General features: G+C 59.0%; 12 protein-coding genes and 2 pseudogenes. 7 read left to right on the top strand and 7 right to left on the bottom strand.

Features of this window, described 5'->3' with window-relative positions; translation table 11 throughout:
- Positions 1–207 precede the first annotated feature (207 nt).
- A pseudogene (locus tag HDE75_RS07750) lies at positions 208–1,440 on the bottom strand (malic enzyme-like NAD(P)-binding protein); the annotation flags it as partial.
- Between the two features lie 208 nt (positions 1,441–1,648).
- On the opposite strand from HDE75_RS07750, the gene HDE75_RS07745 reads away from it, so the two are divergent.
- The 3 genes from HDE75_RS07745 (at position 1,649) to HDE75_RS07735 (ending at position 4,311) form a co-directional block, all read left to right on the top strand.
- Positions 1,649–2,674, top strand: a complete 1,026-nt coding sequence (locus HDE75_RS07745) for a LacI family DNA-binding transcriptional regulator (RefSeq protein ID WP_183675407.1) — start codon at positions 1,649–1,651, stop codon at positions 2,672–2,674.
- 74 nt (positions 2,675–2,748) lie between these two features.
- The gene (locus HDE75_RS07740; RefSeq protein ID WP_260173798.1) at positions 2,749–3,288 is read left to right on the top strand and encodes a hypothetical protein; all 540 of its coding nucleotides are present in this window, start codon (positions 2,749–2,751) and stop codon (positions 3,286–3,288) included.
- A 270-nt stretch (positions 3,289–3,558) separates the two neighbouring features.
- Positions 3,559–4,311 (top strand): CPBP family intramembrane glutamic endopeptidase, encoded by a 753-nt coding sequence (locus tag HDE75_RS07735; RefSeq protein WP_183675411.1) that lies wholly within the window; start codon positions 3,559–3,561, stop codon positions 4,309–4,311.
- A gap of 7 nt (positions 4,312–4,318) precedes the next feature.
- Here the strand turns inward: HDE75_RS07735 and HDE75_RS07730 are convergent.
- Positions 4,319–4,716 (bottom strand): annotated as a pseudogene (locus HDE75_RS07730) (GlcG/HbpS family heme-binding protein).
- Positions 4,709–5,485, bottom strand: coding sequence for an SDR family oxidoreductase (locus HDE75_RS07725; RefSeq protein ID WP_183675413.1), 777 nt, complete (start codon positions 5,483–5,485; stop codon positions 4,709–4,711). The pseudogene HDE75_RS07730 and the gene HDE75_RS07725 overlap by 8 nt, the downstream one beginning before the upstream one ends.
- A 167-nt stretch (positions 5,486–5,652) precedes the next feature.
- Between HDE75_RS07725 and HDE75_RS07720 the strand changes: the two genes are divergently transcribed.
- Positions 5,653–6,555, top strand: coding sequence for a LysR family transcriptional regulator (locus tag HDE75_RS07720; RefSeq protein WP_183675414.1), 903 nt, complete (start codon positions 5,653–5,655; stop codon positions 6,553–6,555).
- A 10-nt stretch (positions 6,556–6,565) separates the two neighbouring features.
- Here HDE75_RS07720 and HDE75_RS07715 read toward each other — a convergent pair whose 3' ends face one another.
- A complete protein-coding gene (locus tag HDE75_RS07715) occupies positions 6,566–7,483 on the bottom strand; it encodes a LysR substrate-binding domain-containing protein (protein ID WP_183675415.1) in 918 nt (305 codons plus the stop codon).
- A gap of 137 nt (positions 7,484–7,620) precedes the next feature.
- Between HDE75_RS07715 and HDE75_RS07710 the strand changes: the two genes are divergently transcribed.
- Together HDE75_RS07710 and HDE75_RS07705 are read left to right on the top strand one after the other, a co-directional pair.
- Positions 7,621–8,319 (top strand): pirin family protein, encoded by a 699-nt coding sequence (locus HDE75_RS07710; RefSeq protein ID WP_183675416.1) that lies wholly within the window; start codon positions 7,621–7,623, stop codon positions 8,317–8,319.
- Between the two features lie 60 nt (positions 8,320–8,379).
- The gene (locus tag HDE75_RS07705; RefSeq protein WP_183675417.1) at positions 8,380–8,802 is read left to right on the top strand and encodes a DoxX family protein; all 423 of its coding nucleotides are present in this window, start codon (positions 8,380–8,382) and stop codon (positions 8,800–8,802) included.
- A gap of 88 nt (positions 8,803–8,890) precedes the next feature.
- Here HDE75_RS07705 and HDE75_RS07700 read toward each other — a convergent pair whose 3' ends face one another.
- Positions 8,891–9,925, bottom strand: coding sequence for a hypothetical protein (locus HDE75_RS07700; protein WP_183675418.1), 1,035 nt, complete (start codon positions 9,923–9,925; stop codon positions 8,891–8,893).
- 240 nt (positions 9,926–10,165) lie between these two features.
- Between HDE75_RS07700 and pdxR the strand changes: the two genes are divergently transcribed.
- Positions 10,166–11,563 carry a MocR-like pyridoxine biosynthesis transcription factor PdxR gene (pdxR, locus tag HDE75_RS07695; RefSeq protein WP_183676590.1) on the top strand — a complete coding sequence of 466 codons (1,398 nt, stop codon included), beginning with the start codon at positions 10,166–10,168 and terminating at the stop codon, positions 11,561–11,563.
- Between the two features lie 315 nt (positions 11,564–11,878).
- Here the strand turns inward: pdxR and rng are convergent, their stop codons facing one another.
- Both rng and HDE75_RS07685 read right to left on the bottom strand, forming a co-directional pair.
- Entirely contained in the window at positions 11,879–13,342 is a 1,464-nt protein-coding gene (gene rng / locus HDE75_RS07690) for a ribonuclease G (RefSeq protein ID WP_183675420.1), read from the bottom strand.
- Positions 13,343–13,384: 42 nt separating this feature from the next.
- Positions 13,385–14,005, bottom strand: coding sequence for a Maf family protein (locus HDE75_RS07685; RefSeq protein WP_183675422.1), 621 nt, complete (start codon positions 14,003–14,005; stop codon positions 13,385–13,387).
- Positions 14,006–14,012: the final 7 nt, after the last annotated feature.

Genomic DNA, 14,012 nt, shown 5'->3' with positions numbered 1-14,012 from the left:
CGCCATTGTAATCGATAGGATCAGGCAAAAAAGGCCCATGGATATTGCCATTAAGTAAATTAAATCGCTTTCACCAAGGGGGAACAAAGAAAAACCCACGGTTTTCACCGTGGGTTTTTTTGTAAGGATTGGTAACCGCGTCCATTCAGGCTCGATACTGGATGGTGTTGGCCGGTTTTTTCGGGATCAGGCCGCCGTTGCTGGCGCGCGTGTCGCCACGCCGGTGTCGATCGCTGCTTGCGATACGGCCGGGGCAACCCAGCTGCGCAGGCGCTCGTCGAATGGCGATGGAATCAATTGCGTAGGCGTGAGCGCGCTGATGGTATGGCCTGGCAATGGTTCCTTGGCCAGCGCAGCGATGGCGCGCACGCAGGCCAGCTTCATTTCTTCATTGATGGTGGTGGCGCCCACGTCGAGCGCGCCACGGAAGATGTAAGGGAAGCACAGCACATTGTTGATCTGGTTCGGATAGTCCGAGCGGCCCGTGGCGACGATGGCGTCGCTGCGCACGGCGTGGACTTTCTCCGGCGCAATTTCCGGATGCGGATTGGCCAGCGCGAAGATCAAAGGGCGTTCCGCCATCGATTCAACCATCTGCGCGCTGACCACGCCGCCCTTGGAGACGCCGATGAAGATATCGGCGCCAACCATGGCGTCTGCCAGGTCGCGGTCGCTGGTGTCATTCGCGTAGCGGGCCTTGTTTTCTTCCATGTTGGCATCGCGGCCCGGGTAGATCACGCCCTGGCTGTCGCATACTTTCAGCAAGGATTTGTTCAAGCCCAGCGAGACCAGCAGGTCCAGGCAGGCGATCGACGCTGCACCGGCGCCGGAGACGGCTACTTTGACTTTATCGATATCCTTGCCTACCAGTTCCAGGCCGTTCAGGATGCCGGCCGCGACGATGATGGCCGTGCCATGCTGGTCGTCGTGGAAGACAGGAATGTTCATGCGCTTGCGCAATTGCTGCTCGATGTAGAAGCAGTCTGGCGCCTTGATGTCTTCCAGGTTGATGCCGCCGAAGGTCGGCTCCATGCGCACCACGGTATCGATGAACAGGTCGGGATCGTTTTCAGCCAGTTCGATGTCGAACACATCGACGTCGGCGAATTGCTTGAACAGGCAAGCCTTGCCTTCCATCACCGGTTTGCTGGCCAGCGGGCCGATATCGCCCAGGCCCAGCACGGCGGTGCCATTGGTGATCACGGCCACCAGGTTGCTGCGCGAAGTATAGGTGCCGGCGCTGCGTGGATCTTCGACGATCGCTTCGCAGGCAAAGGCTACGCCTGGCGAATAGGCCAGGGTCAGGGCGCGGGCGTCGCCCAGCGGTTTGGTGGGGGTGACGGAAATCTTGCCGGCGCGCGGTTCAGCGTGATAGGCCAGGGCGGCTTCTTTCAGGTTGAACGTTTCGTGGTCGGCGTGCTTGCTGTGCGAGGTAGACATAAGAATTCTGGGATGGGCCTGCGCGGCCCGAGTGGTAAGTCTGGTCCATGTTATGCAAGCGCTTGCACGCTGTCAAGCACCTATTTATGTCAATCTTATGAAAAGCGCTCTGCGTTTGGGGGTTTGGGTCAATGCAAGCGTTTGCTCGGTTTTTTACGGAAAGCCGCTATTTTGCGATAAAATCAGCGTATTGCGATCCGGGAAGCCCATGACAAACAAGAACCCCACCTTAAGCGATGTAGCGCGGGCCAGTGGCGTGCATTTTTCCACCGTCTCGCGCGTGATGAATCCGGAAACGCGGCAAAAAGTCAGCGTGGAAGTGGCCAAGCGCGTGCTGGCCGAAGCCAACCGGCTCGGTTACCGCCCGAACCGGGCCGCTTCGACCCTGGTCACGCGCAAGTCGCGCATCATCGGCGTAGTCTTGCCCGACATCACCAACGCCGTGTTTCCACCGATTTTGCTGGGCATCGAAGAAGGCTTGCGCAAGCATGGCTACCTGGCCATCGTCGCCAACGTGGGCGCCGATGAAGAAGAGCAGTTGTTTGTGATTAACCGCCTGCTGGGCCAGCAAGTCGATGGCCTGATCCTGGCCACCGCGCGCCGCCATGACCCCGTCATCAAGATGTGCATCGACCAGAACGTGCCGGTGGTCACCGTCAACCGCAGCGACGAAACGGGCGTCGCGTCCTGTGTCGTCAGCGATGACCTGGTGGGCATGCGCCTGGCCGTGGAACACTTGCTGGCGCTGGGCCACCGCCACATCGCCCATATCGCCGGCCCTGAAAACCTGTCCACGGGCCACGTGCGCCGGCTCGGTTTCCTGGCAGCCATCCAGGCCAGCGAACTCGATCCATCGCAGGCCTTCGTGTTTGAAAGCAGTGGTTATTCGCGCGAATGCGGCAAGGCGGCCTTGCTGGAATTGCTGCGCCAGTCGCCGCAAACGACGGCCGTGGTGGCCGGCAGCGACCTGGTGGCGATTGGCTGCTACGACGCCATCCGCGAGCTGGGCCTGAGCTGCCCCGAAGATATTTCCGTGGTGGGCCACAACGACATGCCGTATATGGACTTGATACGCCCGCCGCTCAGCACCATCCGCATCCGCCACCATGGCATCGGCACGGAAGCGGCCCGCTTGATCCTGCAAACCATCGAATCGCCCGAGTCTTCCGTACTGGACGTGCGCCTGAAACCCGAACTGGTGGTGCGCGAATCGACGGCGCCGCCACGTGCCTGAGCCTGTTTTTGCGGCGATGGCAGCATCGCAAGGTGGTACACTGCGCCCCTCAACGTATTTTGCCCTCTATCGCCATGACTAAAACCAACACGCCCAATACCAAACGCCGCGAAGAGGGTGTCGCCAAGCTGACCGTCAATCCCTTCCTCGACGCCGATTTTTACGCGCGCATGCGCGACTACACGGAACGCGACGCGGCCATCATCAAGGAATTGAAGGCGATCGCCGAAATCCGCGCCGGCAACAAGCAGCCCGATCCCCGCCTGGCGCCATCCTTGGCCGCCTTGCGCAGCACCGTCAAGAAAGGCTTGAACTTTGGCGACATGCTCGACCGCATCGTGGCCGGCAAGGAAAAAGGCTTGTGGGAACCGTGGATGAGCACTTTCGGCATTGAAATTCGCTCCGTCAACTATGGCGCCGGCCCGCGCAACGCTTGCCTGGTGCTGGACCTGGCGGCCAACGCCCCAGCGCATACCCTGTTTGCCAGGGCCGGCGTGCAAAACTGGCGCAGCCTGGCCGCCGACGACTGCGCTGTCGTGCGTTCGGAAAAAGCCACCGAAACGACGCCATTGAAAGTGTATGCCGTGTTTTACCTGGATCCGGCTGCCGAATAAAATTGTTATTTCCCCGCTGGCGCCCTGCCAGCGGGATAGTTTTCATCTCCACGATATGCCGCGCTGCTGCGCCCGCCTCGGCGCCGTCATCCCATTCCGACTATACGAACAATCGCTTCTCGCGAGAGTTCAGTCAGTTCGTCCTTAGTTTTTAATTTCTACCATAATGGTTTAAATTGGACCTTAATGGTATTATTTGTGTGCGCGCTGAGATTCTCGGCCCTGCCCGATCCTCGTGACAATTTTTCCTAAAGGCATAAAAACTTGGATATGACTGACAAAACTGACATCGCTCCCTCGCTGCGCGTCCCGCTCGCCGTATGGCCGGGCGTGCTGATCTACCTCGTTTATATGGCTGTGTTTTATGCGGTTTTTATTCTGGTCGACATCGACTATGGACATATCAGCGAGAGCGCCGAGACACTGCTGGCCTGGCTGATTCCGCCGACAGCTGCCGGTTTTGTCGTGACGGTGGTACTGGTGTCGGTATGCGGCTGGTGGTCTCCGGCGCTGGTGGAGCAGCGCAAGTTGCCGCGCTGGGCCATGTTTGTTCCCGTGCTGACGGCCGCGGTGGCGATCGGCAACATGATCTTTGGTAACTACAGCACGGTCACGCCACTGATGTGGCTCTACCTGATCGGTGGCTGCCTGGTGGTTGGCTTCAACGAAGAAATGGTCAACCGGGGCACGCTGGTCGTTGCGCTGCGCAGCCGCTACGGTGAGACCATGGTATGGCTGTTGTCCACGGCGCTGTTCGCGGTATTCCACTTGCCCAATATCTTTTTTGGTATCGGCGCCCTGGCGGTGGTGCAAGTATTTATCGCCTTCGGCATGGGCTCGGTGTTTTACCTTGCCCGCCGCACGACAGGCTCGCTGGTGCCGGCAATGCTGCTGCACGGCTTGTGGGACTTGTCCGCCTTCTCCGCGCATGTGCCATACAGCGGCATACTGGCGCCGCTGCTGGGCATCATCGCGGTAACGGTGGTCATCATCGTGCTGGCCCGCGAGCGGCGTGCGGCTTGAAGCCGCATCAGGCGGCAGCCGCACGCGCCAGTGCTGCGTCCTGTTCCGGCGTCCCGCCAGACACGCCTAGCGCACCAATCAGCACGCCCTCACCGTCAAACAGCGGCAGGCCGCCGCCCATCAGCAACAACCCGCCAGCATGGACGTGATCGAAATGCGGGACCGGCTGGCCCATTTGCAGCGGTGCATTCAATGCCTCGCTCGGCGCCTGAAACATGACCGAGGTGCGCGCCTTGGCGATGGCCAGTTCATTCGACGCCAGCCATCACCGTCCATGCGCGCGAACGTGACCAGATGCGCACCGCGATCGAGGATCGCAAAGACCGCGTTCAGGCCGGCTGTTTTCGCGGCAGCGCGGCCCTGACTGACGATCCGCTGCGCGTAGTTGAGCGTCAGATCATGCATCCTGGGTCCACTCTGTCTGCTGCCACTGTTTGGCGGCATCGATCGTCGCCAGCGGACGCATGGTGCGGTACAGATGCTGGTCGGCGGGGATGATCTCCACCATGGCGTCGATCATTTCCTGCGGGTCGGCTTGGCCGGCCAGACTGCCGCTGAAGTCGGGCATCGGCACAATAGCGGAGTCGGCTTTGTACCACTGCACATAACTTTCGGCGCCGGTGTCGTTGAAGCCGGTGCCGAAGATGCCGGGATTGACGGTGGCGACCTTGACGCCGTAAGGTGCCAGCTCGGCCTTCATCGAGCCAGCGATAGCCTCGATCGCGTGCTTGCTTGCGCAGTAGGCGCCGAGGAAAGGAACCACCAAAATGCCGCCCATCGACGAGGTCCACACTATCTTGCCCGACTTGCGGGCCACCATCTTCGGTGCGATGGCCTGCACCAGCTGCAGGTGCCCGAACACGTTGATGTCGAACGACTCCCGTACCCGCTGCATGGGAATGTCGACCATGGAGCCACCCTCCATGACGCCGGCGTTGAGCACCAGCACGTCGGGGTCGAAGGAGCCGGCGTGGGCAATGTCGATAGCGTCGAGCAGGTTCAGCTTGATGACCTCAAGGGTGACACCCGCCTCGGCGGCATCGGCGCGCAGGCTGCGCACCTGCGGCCAGGTTTCGGCCGTGGCCACCACCTTGTGCCCGAGACGCGCAAGTTCGATAGCCGCGCCGCGACCGAAGCCGGAACTGGCGCCGGTGATCAGGATTTTCTGTGACATGGGTACTCCTTATGGTGGATATGTAAAAAACAGGGCATTTAAAAAGAGCGCAGGCTTCGGCGTTGTGGCTGCGGGGACCGTCTTAAGCCGGGGTGGTTCTCCCTGACCTGGTCTTCATTCTATGAGATGATCATTGTTGATACTATCTCTTTAAATTTTATAAACCGATGAATGAATTTCACCAATTGAAGGGGCACGATCTCTTCGCCATGACGGTATTCCTGTCAGCGGCAAAGAGCCGCAGCTTCCGCGCAACGGCCATCGAGTTTGAGGTAACACCTTCGGCGATCAGCCATTCGATCAAAAACCTGGAAGAACGCCTGGGCGTACGCCTATTCAACCGGACCACCCGCAGCATCGCATTGACGGATGCAGGTGAACGTCTGGCGGCCAAATTGCGTCAGGCGATTAGCTCTGTCGCGGACGCGATGCACGAAGTCGAGGACGCACGGGAGACACCGCGTGGCACTGTCAGGATTAACGCCAGCGATGTGGCGATACGCATGATATTGCGGCCGATACTGGCGCGTTTCCTGCGCGCTCATCCGCTGATACATCTTGATATCGTTACCGACGGCAGGCTGGGCGACATCGTTGCCGACGGCTTCGACGCCGGCATACGCCTGGCGGACGCGGTGCCGCAAGACATGATCGCGGTGCACCTGACGGACACCGCCAGCTTCGCCGCGGTCGCGTCCCCTGGTTACCTTGCCACGCGCGGCCGGCCGCAGGTTCCCCAGGATCTGCATCGGCACGATTGCGTCTGCTTTCGCTTTGACAGCGGCTTGATTTATCGCTGGGAGTTTGAGCGCCATGGCATCGTCGAAACGATCGACGTCAAAGGGCCGCTCACCCTGACCGATCAGATTTTGATGGTGGATGCCGCTATCGATGGCATCGGGATCGCGTTCGTGCCTGACTTTTTGGTGAGCGATGCGCTTAAGACGGGCGCCCTCGAACGCGTCCTTGAGGACTGGTGCCCCACATTTCCCGGCGTCTGCCTCTACTACCCCGGGCATCGCCACGTTTCGGCGGGCCTGCGAGCACTCATCAATGCGATCAAACAGTGATTTCCTCTGCTCAGCGAGCGGTACTGAGTTGGGCGTAGCCGTCCGCGAGTGCATCGAGCAACTGGCGCACGGCCGGCACCATCCCGCGCCGGGTGGGAAACACGGCGTGCACCAGTCCTGCCTTTGATGCCAGTTCGGGCAGCAATTGCTGCAGCTGGCCGCTACGCAGCGCATCATCGACCAATTCCCTGGGCAGCATGGCCACGCCCACGCCCAGCACTGCGGCCGTCCGCAGGCTCGATAAATCATCGGTCGCCAATCGCGGACGATGTTCGAGCGAGTGCGCTTGACCGTTGCCATCGAATAGTTTCCACATATAGCGCTCGTGCTGGCTGGCCAGGCTGATGGTCGGCCAACCCTGCAAGGACGCCAGCGATGTTACGGCGCCATGGCGTGCAATCAAGTCCGGGCTGGCTACCAGGATAAAGGTCGACAGTCCCAGGTTGCGCACTGCCAGGTCGCTATCGTCCAGCGGCGGTATCCTGACGCGCAGGGCAATGTCCAGCCCTTCTTCGACCACATCGACCAGGCGGTTGCTGGCCTCGACCAGCACTTGCACCTCGGGGTAGTCCAGCGCGTAGCGGGAAAGGATGTCGGCCACGCCTGAGTTCAGCAAGGCCACCGGGCAACTGATGCGCACCGTGCCCTGCGGCGTGGTGCGGGTTTGATCGACGATTTCCCTGGCGGCCTTCGATTCCGCCACCAGCGCCAGGCAGTGCAGATGAAACTGCCGCCCCGTTTCCGTCAAGGACAGGCTGCGGCTGGTGCGATTCAGCAGCCGCACGCCCAGCTCCTCTTCCAGCGCCCGCACGCGTCGGCTCAATTTCGATGTTTGCAAGCCGAGTGTCCGCGCCGCCGCCGTAAAGCTGCCGTGCGTCACGACTTCCGCAAAAAGGCGCAGATCGTTGAGGTCTGAAATGTGGTCCATCCGTTTCTGCTTCCTTTCAATAGGCTTACATCATTCTATATGCAGCAACGATGCTTTGCTATCTAGGAGATATGCAAGCAATCGTTGCGATTCTAAGATGTACTCCATCGTAAGCTTTTATCTCGCAGGAACACATCATGATTTCTCACCGACCTTGGGACGCACTGGACAAAGCCGATCTGTCCTGGCTGCGTGCCCGCTACCACTTCCAGGTGCGCCCCGATGCGCCGCAGGGCCATCTGCCGCTGGGACCTTTGATCGTCTGGAATGATGACGAGATCGCGCCGGGCGGCGGTTTTCCACTGCATGGCCACCGCGACGTGGAAATCGTCACCTATGTACGCCAGGGAACGCTCGGCCACCGCGACAACCTGGGTTCGGAAGGCACCTTGCATGCCGGCGATGTGCAGGTGATGAGCGCCGGCACGGGCATCCGCCACACCGAGTTCAACCAGGGTGACGTGCCGCTGAGGCTATATCAGATCTGGCTGCTGCCGCGTGAACCAGGCGGTGAACCGCGCTGGAGCAGCCGGACCTTTCCCAGCAGTGACCGCTCGGGCCGCTTTGCCGTGCTTGCCAGTGGCTATGCACAAGACAAGGACGCCATGGCTATCCGGACCGATGCCCGTTTGCTGTGCGCCACCTTGAAGGCTGGCGAAAGAGTGCGGCAGCCTTTGCAGGCAGCGCAGCAGGCTTATCTGGTGGTGGCGTCCGGGCGCATCGAAGTCGAAGGGGACGCGATGGGGCCACTCGATGGGGCGGTCATCACGCAACTGGCGGCGATAGACATTCTTGCGCTGGAAGATACGGAACTGGTCATGGTGGAAACCGGTTGAAGCTGACTTTATCCACCGAATTTTTTATTTTGACATTTTTTGACACTTAAGGAGCTGATGATGGAAAACCAAAAATACTTGCCTTTGCTGGGCCGCATACTGATAGGCGCGCCATTCCTGATGAGTGGCCTGGGCAAGCTGGCCGCGCATGATGGCACGGTGGCGTATATCGCCTCCGCCGGCCTGCCTGCGGCATCTTTGGCCTATATCGCCGCCGTAGTGGTGGAAGTGGGCGGTGGCTTGCTGCTGTTGACGGGCTACCGTACCCGTTTTGCCTCGCTGATCATGGCGCTGTTCAGCCTGGCGACGGCGCTGGTGTTTCACCATAACTTTGCCGACCAAAACCAGATGATCCATTTCCTGAAAAATGTGATGATGGCCGGCGGTTTGTTGCAGATCACTTACTTTGGCGCCGGCGCCTTCAGCCTCGATGCCCGCTCTTCGGCAGCAGGTGCGCGCAAGCCAGCCCTGCGCACGAACTGAGCCTGTGATCATGTCCCGCAAGGGCCGGTTTCGACCCTTGCCAACAGTGCTACGATTTCCGGGGGGCAGTCAGTCACTGAGGATTTTTTTAAGCCAATCTCAGTCCAGTCATGCCGCATATGATTGCCACCGAAATCAATATGCTCAGCAAAACTCCAGTCCACCAGCATCGATTCGCAAGCGGCACTTTGACGCCATGTGCCAGCATGACCACGCGCAGTCCTGAGCACAAGTGTGCCAGTACGAAAAAGACGCCAAGTGCGTAGTGCGGCAAGAGACGAATGTTCCAGCTATCGTGTATCAGTCCGCTTGGCAGCCCGGTAGCGAAAGCCCAGTCGGTGGGAATGTTCAACCAGGTCCGGGCGTAGATGAAGACGGAATTCATGTGCCCAAGGATAAATATCGACAGGAATACCCCGGATGCGATCTGGAACATCTGGTAACGGTCGCTTGACGCTACGCTCCATGTCCAGACCAGGCGCAAGCCGCTCGCTATCTGGAAGAGCATGACCGCGACCAATAAGGGTTCGATCAGTTTTGCACGATACACGGTTCTGCCGATATCCATGACGGCTGCGTGTGCTTCAGGGCTGATGAGGCCGAACAGGTGGTTGGCAATATGAAACACAACGTATAACGCTGCAAGCGCGCCGCAGATGCCGTGGACCACGCGCAGGTGCGCAGACGTTCGCGTATGTTGCGGCATGACTGCATCAGTGCTTCGAGACGCCACATATCCAAACACCAACCAGGCAGGGCTCCATATCCATTGGTCAGGCACTTTGCTGCCAGCTATATAAGTCAGTACGCCAAAAAATACGTAGAGCGTAGGCGCCGTCACTGCCAGCAAGGCAAATCTTCGCGCACGGACGTTTGCCGCTGTCAGCGCCGCAGTGTGTTGGGGACGGCTGGCGATCATCAGATTCATCAGCGGTACGGCAAATGCCGCCATCAGCAGCAGCGACGCCGTCAGGATAGCGATAGTGGATAGTTGAGTGCCAGAATGGTCAGAGGTAGCCGGTGTCACGGACCAGTGAAATGCTTCGAGTATCCAGGGATAGATTGCGGCGGCTGCCGCCGGAATCCATATTGCTAGTGTCGTATCTGCGGATTTTTTGTTCATGTTTCTCATGAGGATATTCTCAGGTTTTGAGGAGCGGCATAGCTGTATTCCTGCTGCTGGTGCAGCTTGGGTTTGTGACGATTAAACGGTGTTGTTGAACGCTAGGTGTATGCGATTTTTTGAACTTTTCCGTTTCATGCATCCCTCTCCAGGAAGCGACACAGGACAGTGTACTATTGCAATGGCTTATCCAGTAGAGCCAAAAAATAGACAAATGACTAGGACGTGTTTGTGAAAAATATGCTGCTTGATAAAGAACAACTTCCTCCACTTTATCGGCAGATCTACATGCGCTTCCGTACAGCGATTGCCGATGGTCACTTGAAAGCAGGTGATCGTGTGCCTTCCGTACGAGCGCTGTCCTCGGAGCTCAATCTGGCCCGTGGCACTATCGAAGCGGCCTATCAGTTATTGATGAATGAGGGCTATTTGATTGGGCGCGGGGCGGCTGGAACCATCGTCTCGCCGCTCATCAAGTCGGCTCCTGTCGCACCGAAAATAACGCCCCTTCCGTCGTCGGCAGTTTCTCTCGTTCATTCGGGTGAGTCTCCATGGCCGTTTCAAATGGGGTTACCAGCGCTGGAAGCCTTCCCTCGCAAGCTATGGAACCGTATCGCTTCATACGAGTTGCGACACTCCTTGCTGGACGGTTTAATTTATCCAGATGCAAGGGGGCATGACTCTTTACGTACTGCTGTTGCGGGATATCTAGGCATTTCCCGAGGTATATCTTGCACGCCAGGACAGGTTTTCATTGTTGCCGGCTACCGTGCCGGACTTGATTTGATTTGCCGCAGCTTGTTGAAACCAGGCGATCGTTGTTGGGTGGAAGATCCGGGATATTTTGCTGCTCATAACTTTCTTCGGGAAGCTGGGGCAACGTTGGTGCCGGTGCCGGTAGATGCCGATGGAATGATCGTCGAAGCAGGAGTTCGGCTGGCTCCCGATGCTCGCTTCTCGGTGGTGACCCCTACGCATCAAAGTCCACTGTGCGTCGCCCTGGCTATGCCCCGTCGCCAGGAACTTCTGGAGTGGGCCTGTCGTCAGGAAAGCTGGATTATTGAAGACGACTACGATAGCGAATACCGATATCACGGCAGGCCATTACCTGCGTTGAAAAGCCTGGATGGACAAGACCGCGTCTTGTATTGTGGAACGTTTAGCAAAGTACTGATGCCCAGTTTGAGGCTTGCGTATGTAGTGGTGCCTGAAAAACTTGTGCAGCGTTTCACTGAAATAGCAGACAAAATGCATAGTCATTGCCCTTCGCTATTGCAACTGACAACTGCCAGGTTTATTGAAGAGGGGCACTTTGGACGGCATCTTAAAAAGATGCGCAGCCTGTATGCGCATCGGCGGCAATTATTGGTTGATGCGCTTCTCGCAAAATTTGCCGGTCGGCTAAGCATTGATCATCAGGCCGGAGGCATGCATCTGTTGGCGCGTCTGGAGAAAGGCATGGACGATAACCTTATTTCCAACAATGCAAAACGCGCTGGGCTGGCAGTGCAGGCGCTATCCAGATGGTATCTGTCCGCAGATCCAGAGCATGGCTTGCTGTTGGGCTTTACGAACGTGACGGACAGCAAACAAGCCACAGAGCTGGCGGAGCGCCTTGCCCGAGCATTCCCTGACTAGATAGACAGTCACGGAAAGTAATAAGCTGTCAACTTTCCATCAACGCGGATTTTCCGGGCAGGAACGATTGCTTTGGAATGCGGCATACGTAAAGAGGAGTGAATGAGCCTGGAGTAACACCAGGCATGGAGCAAGGAAAAACTGGCGATTCCAGTACTGGCCGTTGGCGCCAGGGTGGCGGAAGAAATGCGCGGCCTGGCCGATGATGTTACTGCGGTGCTGATAGCGGAATGCGGCCACTTTGTGCCAGAGGAAGCACCAAGCGCATTGCTGGCGGCGCTGGAACCGTTCTTGCGCGCATAAGCCTGGGCAGGCTTACATCAGGATGACGTCGTACTGCTCTTGATGGTAAGCCCGCTCCACCTGCAGTGAAATCTTCTTGCCGATAAAGTCGCCCAGCATGGCCAGGTGTTGCGATTCTTCTTCCAGGAAGAGGTCGACCACTTCCTGCGAGGCGAGGATGCGGAATTCGCGTGGGTTGAATTGTTTGGCTTCCCGCAGCAGTTCGCGCAGGATTTCATAGCAGATGGTGCGCGAGGTTTTCACTTGCCCCTTGCCGGCGCAGGCAGGGCAGGGTTCGCACAGGATGTGGGCCAAGGACTCGCGGGTGCGCTTGCGCGTCATTTCCACCAGGCCCAGCGGCGAGAAATTGCTGACCGAAACCTTGGTGCGGTCGCGCGACAAGGTGCGTTTCAGTTCGGCCAGCACGGCATTCTTGTGCTCGGCGTTATCCATGTCGATAAAGTCGAGGATGATGATGCCGCCCAAGTTGCGCAGGCGCAGCTGGCGCGCGATGGCGTGCGCTGCTTCCAGGTTGGTCTTGAAGATGGTGTCGGCGAAGTTGCGCCCGCCCACAAAACCGCCCGTGTTGACGTCGATGGTGGTCATCGCTTCCGTCTGGTCGACGATCAGGTAGCCGCCTGACTTCAAGTCCACGCGGCGGCCCAGCGCGCGCAAAATCTCTTCTTCCACGCCATACAGGTCGAACAGCGGGCGCTCGCCCGTGTAGTGCTGCAGGCGCGTCAGTTCGCTGGGCGTGTAGATTTCCGCGAACTCGCGCAGTTTCACATAGTTTTCGCGCGAATCGACCTGGATGGTGGCTGTTTCATCGCCGACGAAATCGCGCAGCACACGCTGCGCCAGGTTCAAGTCCTGATGCAGCAGGCTGGTGGCCGGGCGCGTGCGCGCGCCGTGCACGATGGTGCTCCAGGTCTTGCGCAGATAGTCGACGTCGGCTTTCAAGTCGGCGTCGGAGGCGTCTTCCGCCATCGTGCGCACGATGTAGCCGCCTTTTTCCTCGGCCGGCAGCAGGCTTTGCAGACGCGTGCGCAGCAGTTCGCGCTCGGCTTCCTTTTCGATTTTCTGCGAGATGCCGATATGCTTGTCTTGCGGCAGATACACCAGCATGCGGCCGGCGATCGAAATCTGCGTCGACAAGCGCGCACCCTTGGTGCCGATGGGGTCCTTGATCACTTGCACCGTCAGTACCTGGCCATCGAACAGTATCTTTTCGATCGGCGTGGGCGTGGCGTTCTGGCCGTCGTGGCCGCGCGCTTCCCAGATATCGGCCACATGCAGAAACGCGGCGCGCTCCAGGCCGATATCGATAAAGGCCGATTGCATGCCGGGCAATACCCGCACCACTTTGCCGGAGTAGACATTGCCAGCCAGGCCGCGCGTGAGCGTGCGCTCGATGTGCAGCTCTTGCACGGCGCCCTGCAGGATCAGGGCGACGCGGGTTTCTTGCGGGGTGATATTGATCAGGATGTCTTCGTTCATGTAGGCGCAGAAGTAGATGGAACGAATGACATCATACAGGGTTCAGGGCAGGGGCAAACCGGCTTGTCGCAGTAATTGTGCCGTCTCGTACAGGGGCAGGCCCATGATGCCGGAATGGCTGCCTTCGATATGCTCGACGAACAGCGCGGCGCTGCCCTGGATGCCGTAGGCGCCAGCCTTGTCATACGGCTCGGGTGTGTCGCAATAGGCGGCAATCGAGGCGGGCGTGAGCACAGCAAAACGCACTTGCGAAATCTGCGTGCGCTGTTCGGCCATGCCTTCGGCGTGCACCGCGATCGAAGTGAACACCTGGTGCGTGCGGCCCGACAGCCTGCGCAGCATATCTTGCGCTTCGGCGCGGTCGGCAGGCTTGCCGAGGATCTCGCCGTCGATGCTGACGGTGGTGTCGGCCGCCAGCACGGGGCGTGGCGGCAAGCGGCGCATGGTGAGCACCTTCAGGGCGAAAGCGGCTTTTTCATTGGCCACGCGCGCCACGTAGTCGAAAGCCGCTTCGCCAGGCAGCACTTCTTCGGTAACGTCGGCGCCGCGCGGGCCGTCGCTGCGCAGCAGCAGCAATTCAAAATCGATGCCGACCTGCTTTAGCAGTTCGCGCCGGCGCGGGCTTTTCGAGGCGAGATAGATCTTCTTGTCGCTCAGTTGCATGAGGAAT

The organism is Janthinobacterium silvisoli (genome assembly GCF_014200725.1).
In the GTDB taxonomy this organism is placed as follows: Bacteria; Pseudomonadota; Gammaproteobacteria; order Burkholderiales; family Burkholderiaceae_D; genus Janthinobacterium.
The sequence above is the reverse complement of the archived record's forward strand: the minus strand, read 5'-3'. Positions and strand labels throughout refer to the sequence as shown.